Origin of the sequence: Megasphaera stantonii (genome assembly GCF_003367905.1) — a bacterium.
In the GTDB taxonomy this organism is placed as follows: domain Bacteria; phylum Bacillota; class Negativicutes; order Veillonellales; family Megasphaeraceae; genus Megasphaera; species Megasphaera stantonii.
Window position 1 is genome coordinate 1,590,611 of the sequence record NZ_CP029462.1, and the last position, 13,752, is coordinate 1,604,362.

The following is a 13,752-nucleotide window of genomic DNA, read 5'->3' on the forward strand; positions in this document are numbered from 1 at the left end:
ACCATATACTATAAACGAGGAGTGTATATCATGGCGATTTTTAAAGTAGCAGCCCATACGGGAGACAACAACAACGGATACATCGAATACGATACGGAAACGAAGGAGCTGGGCGTCCATCTGAACGACGAAGACATCAATGCCAAGGTCCGGGAGTACTTGACGACGGAACGGCCCCTGCACCGTTTTACGGATTTGTCGTACTACGAAACGGTCAGCGTCGTGCCGACGGACGACGTAGAGTCGCTGAAATTAGCCTTGTGCTATATCTGGCTGGCTCTGGGTGTCCACGTCGACTGGAGCCGCCCTGTCGAAGGGTAAGGCGAAACGAGAGGGAAAACGACATGTCCACAAGATATCCACATTCTGTGCCCTGCGGTGTGGCTAGAATGTGGATGTTTTTTGCAAACGGCGAAAATACGCCGTCCGCGGCGGTGCATAACTTGGCGGATGAAGCGGGCAAAATGTGTATAACTGGACGCCAGGCTATGAAAACAAGCGTTTGCGTTAACATAAAAACCGCATAGCTGCGCCGTTTTCAGAAATTTGTAAAGACTTGTTTACAATGTGCATAACTGACGATGAATTGTGGATAATTTTTACGCACAGCCTGTGGATATCTGAAGGGAAGAGAAAATATCAGGTAAATACAGGCTGTGCGGGAATTTTCTTGCTGTGAAATTTTCCAGTTATCCACAATGTGTGCAGTGAATTTGATATGTAGGAGTGGAGTAGACAAATGAAAGCGATTATTGACGGATTACTCGTATTGTCTAATGAAATCGTAACGGGACATATTCTGATGTATGAAAAGGACATATGGAAAATCGTACCGCGGCACCAGTTCCGCGCCGGCATGTGCACGGAATTGATTGACGCCAACGGCGGCTTTGTCGTGCCGGGCTTTATTAACGAGCACATCCACGGCTGCGCCGGCGCCGACGTGATGGACGAAGACGGGCAGGCCTTGGAAACGATGCGGAAGGCCCTGCCGGCTACGGGCGTCACGTCCTTTGTGGCGACGACTATGACCCAGTCGAAGGAAGCGATGGCCGGGGCGCTGGAACGCATTCGCCAGGCCATGGGCAAGCAGGGCGGCGCCCAGGTTCTCGGCGCCCATCTGGAAGGACCCTTCGTGAGCGAAGCCTATAAGGGGGCCCAGGCGGCGGGACACCTCGCCGCTCCCGATTTTTCCTGGATTGCGCCCTATGCTGACGTCGTGAAGATCGTCACCGTAGCGCCGGAAGTATTGAAGAACAAAGACTTTTTGAAGGATTGCCGGGACCATCAGATTCTCGTGTCGCTGGGACACAGCGCGGCGACGTATGAAGAGGTCATGGAAATCGTCGACGCCGGCGGACTGTGCCATGCGACGCACCTGTACAACGCCATGGCTCCCTTCCACCATCGGCAGCCCGGCCTTGTCGGCGCGGCCCTGCTGTCGCCGAAGGTACACTGCGAGTTGATCTGCGACAACCTGCATGTCCATCCGGCGGCGCAGAAGCTGGCTTATCAGCTGAAAGGCCGCGACGGCATTATTCTCGTAACCGATTCGATGCGGGCCTGCCTGCAGGGCGACGGCGAATCGGAATTGGGCGGCCAGGCCGTATACGTCAAGGATGGACAGGCTCGTTTGGCCGACGGTACGCTGGCCGGAAGCACAGCCGTCATGAATCAGGTCGTGCTCAACTTCCTCATCAACAGCGGCGCGTCCCTGCCCGACGTCGTGGCCATGGCTTCAGCTAATCCGGCAAAGGACTTGGGCCTGTACGACCGCCTGGGCTCGCTGGAAGAAGGAAAGCAGGCCGACGTCGTCGTATTGGACAGCAACGATTTCCACGTGAAGCAGACGGTCATCGCCGGCGAGCTTGTGTATGATGAATTGGCAAAATAGGTTAAATCGATGGATCACAATCGGGGTCGGTTTTCTCGTAGCAGCAGCGCTGCTTACGGCCTGTCAGCCGGCCCCGGAAACAAAGGCAAATGTATCTGGCAGCGAAACAGTGGAAGAACGAGCTGCGCGCATCGTTGCGGCCATGTCGCCGGAAGATAAGGCCGGACAGGTGATGATGGTCGGTTTAATGAATGAGAAGCTGCAGCCTGAAGACCTGCGGCAGCTGGCAATCTGCCGGGCCGGCAACGTCATTTTGTTTGACCGCAATATGCAGTCGCCGGCGCAAGTCCGGGCTTTGTCCGGCGAAGTGAAACAAACGATTGAAAGGCAATGCGGCATAGCGCCATTTATTGCTGTTGACCAAGAAGGCGGACAGGTACTGCGCATGCGGGATCAGTTTCTTCCTGTTCCCAGTCAGGAAGAAATCGGCCGCGGCGGCAGCCCTGGGAAAGCCAGACAATGGGCTGCCGATACAGGACGTGAATTGAAGTCTATGGGGATTAACGTCAATTTTGCGCCCGTTGTCGATTTAGGTTCTTCGGCAGAGCGCTCATACGGCAGCGATCCGGAAATGGTATCGGCATATGCAGTACAGGCTTGTCAAGGCTATGCAGAGGCGGGTATTTGGTGTGCTATTAAACACTTTCCCGGAATCGGCAAGGTTCAGACAGATCCGCATATAGACGGAGACAGCGTTGCGGCTTCTAAAGACGAGCTGATGCAGCAGGATCTGAAGCCCTTTGCAGTGATTATACGGCAAATACCTGCTGATGCCATGCTCATTATGGTGTCGAATGTTACCTTTCCCTCTTTGGATGCGGAATATCCGGCATGCGTATCGCAGACGGTTATGACGGATTTGTTGCGGGAGACATATGGCTACAAGGGCCTTATCGTATCGGACGATATGGAAATGGGCGCCATGGCCAAGCATTATGCCTTTTCCGACATGGGTGTCATGGCCTTGAAAGCTGGTGCCGATATGGTGCTGGTTTGTCATGATTACGGTCATGAACAAGAGACACATGACGGCATAGTAAGGGAATATAAGGCAAATCCGGAATTTCGCCAAATGGTTGATGAAAAAGTAATGCATATTGTAGAAACAAAATTGAAAATGAATTATTTGTAAACTGTGTTCTGTAGAATATAGTAAAAGACCATGCAGCGTCGGTTCGTAACGGCCGAACGAGGCATGGTCTTCTTTGTTTCCGAAACGGCTTCAGCGAGGAGCCTTTCGGTATGTTTTTCTGTAGTCGCGGGGAAGAAGCTGCGTCGCTTCCTTGAAGGCCTTGGTGAATTTTCCCTGCGTTTCGTAGCCTACGGCGGCGGCAATCGCGGCGATGGAGTCGTCCGTCTGCTGCAGGAGCTCCATAGCCCGGCGGATTCGGTAGGATCGCATGTAGGCGGCGATGGGCTGGCCGTAGACGGCTTTGAAGGTCGTTTTCAGGGACGACGTGTTGATGAAATACGTCTTGGCTAATTCGTCGATGGTGTACCGCTTGTCCAAATTCGCCGTCATGAGGGCGTGGATGTCCTGTACGACCGACGCCAGCTGGGCGTCGCAGCTTTGCTGGGCCGCGGGAGCGTCGATGTCGGCGCGGACGAGATACAGGAGCAGCTCCAGGGCGGCGATCTTGCAGGCCGCCGGGCGGTAGGGCTCCGGCGTGTCGTACAGGGAGGAAAAGAGACGTTCCAGCTCCTGATTCGGCGGGAAAACGACGGGCGCCGCACCGTATTTTTCGATGAGTTTCTCCGCCGTCGTGCCGGCGCTGGCGATGATGTCGGCCGGCGTGCCATTCAGAGCGCGGAAATCGACGGCCAGTCCCGCCCCTTCAAAATAGCCTAAAGGCAGGGACATGGCCGAATCGGCGCAGCAGTCCATCATGTGAGCTGCCGTCGCTCCCGCGCCGACGTAAGAGACGAAGCCCTTCGTCAGGTTCCAGCCGGCCCGGCCGCTGCGGCAGAAGGTGACTTCGATGGCGTCGTGCAGCGCTTCATGGCGGAACGATACGGTCGGCGCGAGGATTTGCCAATAGGACAGCTCGATGCCGGGAAATATCGTCGCCGCCGTCATGCATCCCTTGCCCTCTGTGCGGACGGTCACGCTGCGGATAGGCGGCAGGCCCGTTTCCAGTATCTGAATGGAGCAGACGCCGTCCGGAATAGAGCGCAGCGCGTCTTCTAACTGAGCCCGGCGGTCATTCATAGGAATCACCTTCCTTGTCCGGCATCGGGCAGGCGATGTCGACGAGTTGCTCCGTCATGGCGTGCAGTGCTTCGGCTTGCCGGGTTCGTACGGCCTGATAGTATACTTCTTTGCCGTCGCGGCGGCTGGTAATGAGGCCGCCGGCCTTCAGCAGCTTTAAGTGATGGGATACGGCGGGGCTGCTCATGCCGACGAGGGCGGAAATATTGATGACGCATTCTTCGCAGTGGCACAGCAGCCAGAAAATGCGCAGGCGGCTGGCGTCGCCCAATAATTTGAATATATTCGATACGGTTTCAAAATCCTGTACGGCCGGCATGTGCTCCAGATGCTCGATAGACTGGCCGTGATGGTGCGGCAACGTAATCGGTTCCATAGGATCGGGTCTCCTTTCGCCTTTATTGTATCATAGGGGGCTGCCGAAGAAAACGGGAAGATAGGCTGCGGAAGCGGCGACACTGGACGATTTTGCCCGATTGGAAATGGTTTTTGCCCAAACGGAACGGACTGGCTAGGCTGCGTTGACTTTCGCCGCCTCTATGGTATGATGTAGTCAAGAAAACGATTAAACAATTATTTAATCGTAAATGCCTATACAACGAGAGGAGAGCTTACACATGAAAAAGACCTATAAAATCGACGTAGACTGCGCGAACTGCGCCAATAAGATGGAAGATGCGGCCCGCCATACGGCAGGTGTCGCGGCGGCGACGGTAAACTTCATGACCTTGAAGATGATCGTCGAATTCGAAGACGGGGCCGACGTAAAGGCCGTCATGGAGGAAGTCCGCAAGAACTGCAAAAAGGTCGAAGACGATTGCGAGGTTTTCATCTGATGTACAGAAGCCGCCTGGTACAAGGCGGCATTTGCTTTACGAGGTGACAGAATATGAATAAGAAACAGAAAAAAATGCTCCTGCGCATCGTCGCTGCGGCCATACTCATGGTGGCCCTGGCCTTTGCGCCTGTCGGTGGAGCGGCCCGGTTCATGGCGTACGCCGTGCCGTACCTGCTTGTCGGCTACGATATTTTATGGAAAGCCCTGAAGGGCATTAAGAACCGTCAGGTCTTCGACGAAAACTTCCTCATGGCCGTAGCGACGGTCGGAGCCATCGCCCTGGCCGTATACAGCGGCAGCGGCGACTATACGGAAGCCGTCGCCGTCATGCTCTTTTATCAGATCGGCGAGCTCTTCCAGAGCTACGCCGTCGGCAAGAGCCGCCGCAATATCAGCGAGCTCATGGATATCCGCCCCGATTACGCCAATATAGAACGAAACGGCCAGTTGGAACAGGTCGACCCTGACGAAGTGGAAATCGGCAGCGTCATCGTCGTCCAGCCTGGCGAAAAGGTGCCCATCGACGGCATCGTAACAGAAGGAATGTCGAATTTGAATACGAGCGCCCTGACCGGCGAAAGCCTGCCGCGAGACGTCGCGCCGGGAGATGAAATCATCAGCGGCTGCATCAACATGACCGGCGTCCTGCGCATTCGGACGACGAAGGACTTCGGCGAATCGACAGTATCGAAGATTTTGGATTTGGTCGAAAACGCCAGCTCCCGCAAGTCCAAGTCGGAAGACTTCATTTCCAAGTTCGCCCGCGTCTATACGCCGGCCGTCTGCATCAGCGCCCTCGTCCTGGCTATTGCGCCGCCTGTCGTCCGCATGGCCGCCATGGGCCTTGCGCCTGAATGGGGCACGTGGATTTACCGGGCTCTGACCTTCCTGGTCATCAGCTGCCCCTGCGCGCTGGTCATCAGCATTCCCCTGAGCTTCTTCGCCGGTATCGGCGGGGCCAGCAAGGAAGGCGTTCTCGTCAAGGGCTCCAACTATTTGGAAACCCTGTCCCAGACGAACATCGTCGTCTTTGATAAGACGGGCACCCTGACCCAGGGCGTCTTTGAAGTCAACGGCATTCACCACAGCGGCATGGATGAGGCCGAACTCATCGAGCTGGCGGCCCTGGCTGAAAGCGCTTCGTCCCATCCTATCAGCAAGAGCCTCCAAAAGGCTTACGGCAAGCCGATCGACAGAAGCCGCGCGACGGATATTCAGGAAATCAGCGGCCACGGCGTCATAGCCATGGTAGACGGCCGGCAGGTCGCCGTCGGCAACGACAAGCTCATGGCCAAGCTCGGCGTCAAAGCCATTCCCTGCCATCAGGCCGGCACGATTATCCACATGGCCGTCGACGGGGTCTATGCCGGCCATATCGTCATTTCCGATGTCGTAAAGCCCACGTCCCGCCGGGCCATCGCGGCCTTGAAGGACGCCGGCGTTCGCAAGACCGTCATGCTGACGGGCGACGCCAAGGCTGTGGCCGCACAGGTTGCCTCGTTCTTAGGCATCGACGAAGTATTCAGCCAGCTCCTGCCGGCCGATAAGGTGACAAAGGTAGAAGAGCTGCTGAGCCGGAAAGGGAAGAAGGAAAAGCTGGCCTTTGTCGGCGACGGCATCAACGACGCGCCGGTCCTGCGCCGGGCTGATATCGGCATCGCCATGGGGGCCATGGGCTCCGACGCGGCCATCGAGGCGGCCGACGTAGTCCTCATGGACGACGACCCGCTGAAAATCGCCAAGGCTATCCGCATTTCCCGCAAATGCCTGGGCATCGTATACCAAAACATCGTCTTTGCCATCGGCGTCAAGCTCCTCTGCCTTGCCTTGGGAGCTGTGGGCCTGGCCAACATGTGGCTGGCCATCTTCGCCGACGTCGGCGTCATGATCCTCGCCGTCCTCAACGCCATCCGGGCGTTATTCGTACACAACCTAGGAGGAACAGACTATGAAATTTCAACAGATTCGCAACGCGACGACCAAGCTGGAGTACGGGGGAACGACGTTCCTCGTCGATCCGTGGCTGGCTGATACCGGTGCTATGGGCTCGTTTCGCCAGATCAATAATCCTGACTTTTCCCCAATGCTGGACGAACAGCTCGATATTCCCATGCCTATGTGCGGATTGCCCATGGCGGCCAACGAAGTATTAAAAGGCGTCGACGCCTATATCGTGACGCACGTGCACCCGGACCATATCGATATGGGCCCCGACGGAACCTGCGGCGGACCACTCTGCCATGATACGCCCCTATGGGTGCAGAACGAAGGCGACGCCGCTGTCATGAAGGCATCCGGCTTTACCGATGTTCGCCTGCTATCGGAACAAGGGACGACGGTACAGGGCGTTAAGTTGACGAAGATTGAAGGTCAGCACGGTACCATCGAGCCCTGCGGCCCGTCGTGCGGCGTCGTCTTAGAGGCTGAAGGCGAACCGACGGTATACCTCGTCGGCGATACGGTCTGGTTTGACGCCGTAGAGCAGGCTCTTCGGACCTATAGGCCCGCCGTCATCGTCGTCAACGCCTGCGCGGCGTACCTCAAAAAGAACGGCCGCCTCATCATGAATGCCGACGACATTGAGCTGATTCGCCGGGTTTGCCCCGACGCCTGGATTATTGCCAGCCATATGGACACAGTAGCCCACGCGGCTTTGACGAGGTATTCCCTGCGCCTGGTCTTGGAGGCTAAGGGCTTAGACAACGTATATATCCCCGACGACGGCGAAACGTACGTCTTCGATTGATATATTCATATCCCCTCTTTAATATATAAACGCGGCGGGGCAGATTCCACGATGCAGTGGGAATCTGCCCCGCCTTTGCTATGCGCTGTCGGATATTGTGCATTTGCAGTGAAAAAGACATGTCGGAACTTCTGGCGAGAATATAAGCTGGCGATACGATTGGCGATAAGCAGATAGTTGTTATGCCTGCCATGTTTTGATGGTATAATATAAATGAATAGAATTTTGTTTGCCATAGCAAAAGAATGAGAGGAGGCGATTGTTTTGAGTGAAATGGCTATGTTTTTTGGCGAGTCTCGGTACATAGAATATAAGCGGGAAGTTCCGAAAGATAGTTTAAAATACATGAAATCTGTTGTAGCGTTTGCTAATGGTGACGGCGGACAAATTATCTTTGGCGTTGAGGATAATACCGAAAAGGTTATTGGTGTACCTGCCGAGACCTTATTTCAAACGATGGATGCGTTGACGAATGCCGTAACGGATAGTTGTGAACCCATGATTATACCTAATATAATGGTTAGAGAAATAGATGAAAAGCAAATTATTATCATGGAGATAATGCCGGGAATGGAACGGCCATATTTTATTAAAAGCAAAGGAATGATTAACGGTACCTATATCAGGACTGCTGGAACGACTCGTCCTGCCGATCAAGTTATACTGCAAGAGCTAATTTTAGAAGGCCGTAATAAATTTTTTGATCAGGAACCTGTTTGGCATGGAATGGTTGCCGACTATGAAATTGATGCATTATGCCGGCAGTTGTATGAGATTGCGTTAAAAAATGCTAAAACGGCAGAACAAAGACAGGCTGTAAAAAGAGTTACAAAGAATACGCTGTTGTCTTGGGGCGTATTAGCGGAACGGCAGCATATGGTGCTGCCGACGAATGCATATTCCATGCTGACGAATACGAACGGTTTGCCGCCGCTTATCCAATGCGCCGTCTTTAAAACGGAAAACAGAGCTATATTTGTAGATCGCAGGGAAATAACCGGGACAGTACAGGAGCAAATAGAAAAGGCGCTGCAATATGTGCTGGAAAAAATAAATATGGGTGCCCGATTTCACGGCATCTATCGAGAAGATGTGTATGAATTGCCGCCAGATAGTCTAAGAGAATTAATTGCGAATGCAGTAGTACATCGAAGTTATTTAGAACCAGCTCCCATACAAATTGCCTTATTTGCCAATCGACTGGAGATTACATCTCCTGGTGGTTTGATGCGCGGCGTGACCGTGGCAAAAATGAAAGAAGGCTTTTCGAAGATTAGAAATAGAGCTTTAGCAAGCGCTTTTGCTTACATGAATATCATTGAGCAATGGGGAAGTGGTATTCCTAGAATTATGCATGAGTGCCAAGAGTATGGGCTTCCAGAATTGGAAATTATAGACTTAGACGGAGATATGCGAGTTAATTTATATAGGTGTACCAAGGCGAAGACTGACCAAAAGACTGACCAAAAGACTGACCAAAAGACTGACCAAAAGACTGACCAAAAGACTGACCAAAAGACTGAAAGCAACCCTATACTAACAGACAATGAAGCGGCTATTTGGCAAATATTGCTGCAAAAACCAAGTTGTACGCAGAAGGAAATGGCCGGGATCCTGCGATGGAAGCCGGGAAAAATTAAATACCATATCCGCAATTTGCAGGCAAAAGGCCGAATCATACGAGTTGGGTCCCATAGGAAGGGATATTGGCAGCTCGTTCAGCCAGAAAAATGATGAATATTCCCGATTCGAAATGAAGAAGCCGGCGATGCCGTTTACATTTTAGACTATACGCACAACGCTCCGGCTTTATAACGAGAAAACGCCCCGTGTCAGCAGTATGACTGATACAGGGCGTTTTGTCATTTCTTCGTATTGGACAGGACGATGGCGGCGACCATGAGGACGCTGCCCAGGCATTCCTGGAGGCTGACGCCGTGGTTGTAGAACCAGACGGCCAGGAGAAAGCCGAAGACGGCTTCCATGGAAATGATGAGCGAGGCGTGGGAGTCGCTCGTGTGCTGCTGGGCGATGTTTTGGGCCGAGAAGGCGAAGACCGTATTGAGCAGGACGAGGTAAGCGATGCCGATCAGGGCGTTTTCGCCGGCGCAGATCAGTGTGTCGGGCAGGCCGGAAAAGGGCAGGGCCAGCAGCCCCGGCGTCAGGAGCTGAAAGAAGGTCATGGAAAACATGTCAGCCCCCTTGATGAAGTTGCCGACATATACGATTTGAATGGAAAAGCAGATGGCCGCCATGAGGGACAGGACGTCGCCCAAGGTAGGCGTCAGATTTCCCGGCTTCAGGCACAGCAGGGCCAGGCCGGTTACGGCCAGCAGGGCGCAGCCGACGTCGCGGCGGCGCAGGGGATTGTGAGCCAGGGCGACGGACAGAAAGGGGACGAAAATGGCGTAGGACGTGACGAGGAAGGAATGGCGCTCTACTGTCGTCAGGGCCAGGCCGTTGAGCTGGAAGATGAAGGCGATGAACTGAATGGCGCCGATAATGACGCCGTATCGTATTTCGCGCCCCGTGCCGCGGAGTATCTGCTTATGGAAGAGCAGGAACATGACGGCGGCGGACAGGAGGAAGCGGGAGCTCATGACGCCGAAGGCCGACAGGGAGGACAAGGCTTCTTTCGATGCGATAAAGCCGCCGCCCCAGATGACGGCGACGAGGAGAAGGGCAAGGTCTGCGGCGAGCATTTTAAGCCGCGGCGTACGGGACAGGTTCATGAAAACACCTCTGTATCAATGTGGCTGAAGACGCGGCGATGGCGTCTTGACTAATTACTGTATTATAACAAGTTTTTGCCATGCTTAAAAGGTAGGGCGAGACATGTGTCCAAAGTATTTGCCTGTCGGGGCTTTTCTTTTTATAATGGAAGACATGAAACCGAGAGCGCCGCAGCAGGCGCACTATAGAAAGGGAGAATATACGATGAAACGCGTACTGATAATTACTTCGAGCCTGCGGGCTCACAGCAATTCCGACGCCCTGGCCGAGTCCTTTGCCCGCGGGGCGAAGGACGGCGGCTGCGACGTGACCTGCGTCAGCCTGAAAGGAAAGGACATCGCCTTCTGCCGGGGCTGCCTGGCCTGTCAGGAACGGCAGGACTGCGTCATTGCCGACGACGCCGCGCCCATTGCCGAAGCGATGAAAGAGGCCGACGTCATCGCCTTCGCTACGCCCGTGTACTATTACGGTTTGGCAGGACAGCTCAAGACCTTGCTGGACCGGGCCAACTGCCTGTTCTCGTCGGACTACCGGTTCCGTGATATTTACCTGCTGGCTTCGGCGGCCGAAAACGAGGCGACGACGATGGACGGGCCTATCCGCGGCATACAGGGCTGGATCGACTGCTTTGAAAAGGCACGGCTGGCCGGTACGGTCTTTGCCGGCGGCGTCAACGACGGCGGCGATATCGAAGGCCATCCGTCGCTGCAGCAGGCCTACGAAATGGGAAAAGAAATCTAAAAAAAGAGTTGAAATCGCCGTTTTTTGGTGATATAATTAAAAAGCTTGAATCGTGTCAAGCTCCTAACCCTTCTGCGGGAAGGGTCATATGTCCAAAAGAGGAGGTGATTTCGTGAACAAGTACGAAGTCATATTTATTGCAAAGCCGCTTGAAGAAGCAGAAGTAGATCCGATCGTTGAATTCGTGTCCAATTTGCTTACGAAAAACAGCTGCAATATCGAAAAGGTAGATCGCTGGGGCAAACGCCATTTAGCTTACCCGGTCAAGAAACAGGCCGACGGCTACTATGTGTTGATTAACTTTGAAGCAGATCCTGCTACGATCAAAGAAATCGACCGCGTTTTGAAGATCCGCGACGAAGTCCTGAAACACTTGATCGTCAAGATCGACGAATAACCGGAGGCGCGAAGGTATGAATTCAGTACAGTTATTAGGCAATTTGGCCCGTGACCCGGAAATCCGTTTTACGAAGACGGGCAGAGCCGTAGCCATGTTTACCGTCGCCTGCACTCGCACGTACGTGCCGATGGGCAGCACGGAACAGAGAGAATTAACTGATTTTATTCCTTGTGTTGCTTGGGGTAATTTGGCGGAAAGCTGCGGCAACAACTTAGCAAAAGGCAGCCGCGTGTTCGTTCAGGGCCGTATTTCCGTGCGTTCCTATGAAACGCCGGACGGTCAGAAACGGTACCGCACTGAAGTCGTTTGCGATCTCGTTGCCCAGGCCTTGGGAAGCGATCACCAGCAGATGCCTGTTCATCAGGCCGCTCCCGTACAGTCCAGACCGGCCGCTCCCGGCGCAGGTTTCGGCAGCATGGGGTCCGACGCTGTTGACGAAGAAATCCCATTCTAAAGTCAAACAAAGCCCTTCTTAATTTTTGAAGGAGGATACATAGATGAGAAGAGAACGCTCGAGAAAACCGAGAAGAAAAGTTTGCAGCTTCTGCGTAGATCATGCTGAACAGATCGACTACAAAGATATTGCAAAACTTCGCCGTTTCACAACAGAACGCGGCAAAATCCTGCCGCGCCGCATTTCCGGCGTTTGCGCGAAACATCAGCGCAAACTGACTGTTGCAATCAAACGGGCAAGAGCTATCGCTCTGCTTCCGTACACGGCAGAATAATACACCATGACATGAACTGTCCTGTAAGATCGTCTTGCAGGACAGTTTTTTTTGCGCCTGTTTTGCGGCAGATGCAAGGGGCGAAATATGGTATAATTTGAAGCGTAACTGCGAAGGAGAAAGGGAGGGGCCGCGCGTGTCGATGGTGGAAGAAATACTGTTTTTGCTTGTCCTGTTTGGGGCGAACGTCATTCAGGGGATTACGGGCTTTGCCGGGACGCTCCTGGCGATGCCAGCGTCGATTCTGCTCATCGGGCCGGATAAGGCCAAGGCTATTTTGAATATCATGGCCGTGCTGTCGTGCAGCATCATCGCCGTGCAGTCCCTGCGGTACGTCGACGTCCGGGAGCTGCTGAAAATCATCGCGGCGATGCTGGTGGGCATGGGCGTCGGCATGTATGCCTACGCCGTCTGTCCATTGACCTATCTGATTCCCGTGTACGGAGCCTTCGTCATGGCCGTCGGAGCGCGGAATCTGTATGCGAAAAAAGCCCCTTCCTTCTCGCGGAAAGGGGCTTGGGCCGTTCTCCTGGGAGCCGGCGTCGTCCACGGCATGTTCGTGTCCGGCAGGGCCCTCCTCGTCGTGTATGCGGCGGCGACGTTCCGGGACAAAGAGGTGTTCCGCAGCACCCTGGCCGCCGTGTGGGTCATTCTCAACGGACTGCTCATGGGAAAGGATTTTTTCAGCGGCGTGTATGACGGCGACGTCGTCTTTCTTACGGCGGTCAGCGTCGTCCCCCTGGCGGCGGCTATTTACGTCGGCACGGCGATTCACCGCCGCATCAACCAGGCCCTGTTCATGAAGCTGTCCTACGCCCTGCTGATCCTGTCGGGAGCCATGCTCGTCCTTTAGCGGCGGAGGATTTTTTCGATGCCTTCAATAGACGTAACGAAATTTGCCTTTTCACGGCCGGCTTGATTGAGAAAGCCGGCCTTTACCATGTGGTCGAATAATTTCTCTAAGTGGTCGTAGCAGCCATGGATGTTGTACAGCATACAGGGCTTGGCGTGGCGTCCCAGGCGGGCCGCCGAGATGGCTTCGGCGATTTCCTCCAGTGTGCCGGCTCCGCCGGGCAGGGCGATGAAGGCGTCTCCCATTTGAAGCATGGTGTCCTTGCGCTGGCTCATCGTGTTTACCGTAATGAGCCGAGTCAGGCCCGTGTGGACCTCTTCGGCTGTCTTGAGAAATTCCGGGATGACGCCGATGGCCTTGCCGCCGTTAGCTAAAACGGCGTTTGCCAGCTTGCCCATCAGGCCGGTCCGGCCGCCGCCGTATACCAGCGTAATGTTGTGGGCGGCCAGCCATTGGCCCAATTCCGACGCCTTGTGTTCATAAATCGGTTCGCTGCCGGCGCTGGCGCCGCAGTAGACGGTAATATTCACGAGTGTGTCCTCCTGTCTTTGTCTTTTCTTTATTATACAGTAATATGCCTTCGGCTTTTGTAATCCCTTGGCGAAATATA

Annotated in this window: 16 protein-coding genes; 12 read left to right on the plus strand and 4 right to left on the minus strand. The window is 54.3% G+C overall.

Going from position 1 to position 13,752, the window contains the following annotated elements; all coding sequences use genetic code 11:
* Positions 1–30 precede the first annotated feature (30 nt).
* From DKB62_RS07435 to nagZ, 3 genes are all read left to right on the plus strand, one after another.
* Complete coding sequence (locus tag DKB62_RS07435; protein WP_087477199.1) at positions 31–321, plus strand: hypothetical protein; 291 nt, start codon at positions 31–33, stop codon at positions 319–321.
* Between the two features lie 418 nt (positions 322–739).
* Positions 740–1,894 carry an N-acetylglucosamine-6-phosphate deacetylase gene (gene nagA / locus DKB62_RS07440; protein ID WP_107195361.1) on the plus strand — a complete coding sequence of 385 codons (1,155 nt, stop codon included), beginning with the start codon at positions 740–742 and terminating at the stop codon, positions 1,892–1,894.
* Between the two features lie 109 nt (positions 1,895–2,003).
* Positions 2,004–3,026 carry a beta-N-acetylhexosaminidase gene (gene nagZ / locus DKB62_RS07445; RefSeq protein WP_232818729.1) on the plus strand — a complete coding sequence of 341 codons (1,023 nt, stop codon included), beginning with the start codon at positions 2,004–2,006 and terminating at the stop codon, positions 3,024–3,026.
* A gap of 90 nt (positions 3,027–3,116) precedes the next feature.
* Here nagZ and DKB62_RS07450 read toward each other — a convergent pair whose 3' ends face one another.
* Together DKB62_RS07450 and DKB62_RS07455 are read right to left on the minus strand one after the other, a co-directional pair.
* The gene (locus DKB62_RS07450; RefSeq protein ID WP_107195360.1) at positions 3,117–4,103 is read right to left on the minus strand and encodes a helix-turn-helix domain-containing protein; all 987 of its coding nucleotides are present in this window, start codon (positions 4,101–4,103) and stop codon (positions 3,117–3,119) included.
* A complete protein-coding gene (locus DKB62_RS07455) occupies positions 4,096–4,479 on the minus strand; it encodes an ArsR/SmtB family transcription factor (protein WP_087477203.1) in 384 nt (127 codons plus the stop codon). Before DKB62_RS07455 ends, DKB62_RS07450 begins: the two co-directional genes overlap by 8 nt.
* 241 nt (positions 4,480–4,720) lie before the next feature.
* On the opposite strand from DKB62_RS07455, the gene DKB62_RS07460 reads away from it, so the two are divergent.
* The 4 genes from DKB62_RS07460 to DKB62_RS07475 all read left to right on the plus strand — a co-directional run bounded on the left by DKB62_RS07460 (position 4,721) and on the right by DKB62_RS07475 (position 9,421).
* Positions 4,721–4,939: a cation transporter gene (locus DKB62_RS07460; RefSeq protein WP_107195359.1), complete on the plus strand. Its 219-nt coding sequence runs from the start codon at positions 4,721–4,723 to the stop codon at positions 4,937–4,939.
* Positions 4,940–4,992: 53 nt separating this feature from the next.
* A complete protein-coding gene (locus DKB62_RS07465) occupies positions 4,993–6,972 on the plus strand; it encodes a heavy metal translocating P-type ATPase (RefSeq protein WP_107195358.1) in 1,980 nt (659 codons plus the stop codon).
* Complete coding sequence (locus DKB62_RS07470) at positions 6,890–7,687, plus strand: MBL fold metallo-hydrolase (protein WP_107195357.1); 798 nt, start codon at positions 6,890–6,892, stop codon at positions 7,685–7,687. Before DKB62_RS07465 ends, DKB62_RS07470 begins: the two co-directional genes overlap by 83 nt.
* A gap of 273 nt (positions 7,688–7,960) precedes the next feature.
* Positions 7,961–9,421 (plus strand): ATP-binding protein, encoded by a 1,461-nt coding sequence (locus tag DKB62_RS07475; RefSeq protein ID WP_198643440.1) that lies wholly within the window; start codon positions 7,961–7,963, stop codon positions 9,419–9,421.
* Positions 9,422–9,549: 128 nt separating this feature from the next.
* Here DKB62_RS07475 and DKB62_RS07480 read toward each other — a convergent pair whose 3' ends face one another.
* A complete protein-coding gene (locus DKB62_RS07480) occupies positions 9,550–10,419 on the minus strand; it encodes a DMT family transporter (RefSeq protein WP_107195355.1) in 870 nt (289 codons plus the stop codon).
* Positions 10,420–10,624: 205 nt separating this feature from the next.
* Here DKB62_RS07480 and DKB62_RS07485 point away from each other — a divergent pair, with 205 nt between their 5' ends.
* From DKB62_RS07485 to DKB62_RS07505, 5 genes are all read left to right on the plus strand, one after another.
* A complete protein-coding gene (locus DKB62_RS07485; RefSeq protein ID WP_107195354.1) occupies positions 10,625–11,161 on the plus strand; it encodes a flavodoxin family protein in 537 nt (178 codons plus the stop codon).
* A gap of 112 nt (positions 11,162–11,273) precedes the next feature.
* Positions 11,274–11,558, plus strand: a complete 285-nt coding sequence (rpsF, locus tag DKB62_RS07490) for a 30S ribosomal protein S6 (protein WP_087477210.1) — start codon at positions 11,274–11,276, stop codon at positions 11,556–11,558.
* 16 nt (positions 11,559–11,574) lie between these two features.
* Positions 11,575–12,015: a single-stranded DNA-binding protein gene (locus tag DKB62_RS07495; RefSeq protein ID WP_095629089.1), complete on the plus strand. Its 441-nt coding sequence runs from the start codon at positions 11,575–11,577 to the stop codon at positions 12,013–12,015.
* Positions 12,016–12,058: 43 nt separating this feature from the next.
* Positions 12,059–12,289 carry a 30S ribosomal protein S18 gene (rpsR, locus tag DKB62_RS07500; protein ID WP_087477212.1) on the plus strand — a complete coding sequence of 77 codons (231 nt, stop codon included), beginning with the start codon at positions 12,059–12,061 and terminating at the stop codon, positions 12,287–12,289.
* Positions 12,290–12,431: 142 nt separating this feature from the next.
* The gene (locus DKB62_RS07505; RefSeq protein ID WP_107195353.1) at positions 12,432–13,142 is read left to right on the plus strand and encodes a sulfite exporter TauE/SafE family protein; all 711 of its coding nucleotides are present in this window, start codon (positions 12,432–12,434) and stop codon (positions 13,140–13,142) included.
* Here DKB62_RS07505 and DKB62_RS07510 read toward each other — a convergent pair.
* Positions 13,139–13,672, minus strand: coding sequence for an LOG family protein (locus DKB62_RS07510; RefSeq protein WP_107195352.1), 534 nt, complete (start codon positions 13,670–13,672; stop codon positions 13,139–13,141). The two genes, DKB62_RS07505 and DKB62_RS07510, sit on opposite strands and share 4 nt — an antisense overlap.
* Positions 13,673–13,752 lie beyond the last annotated feature (80 nt).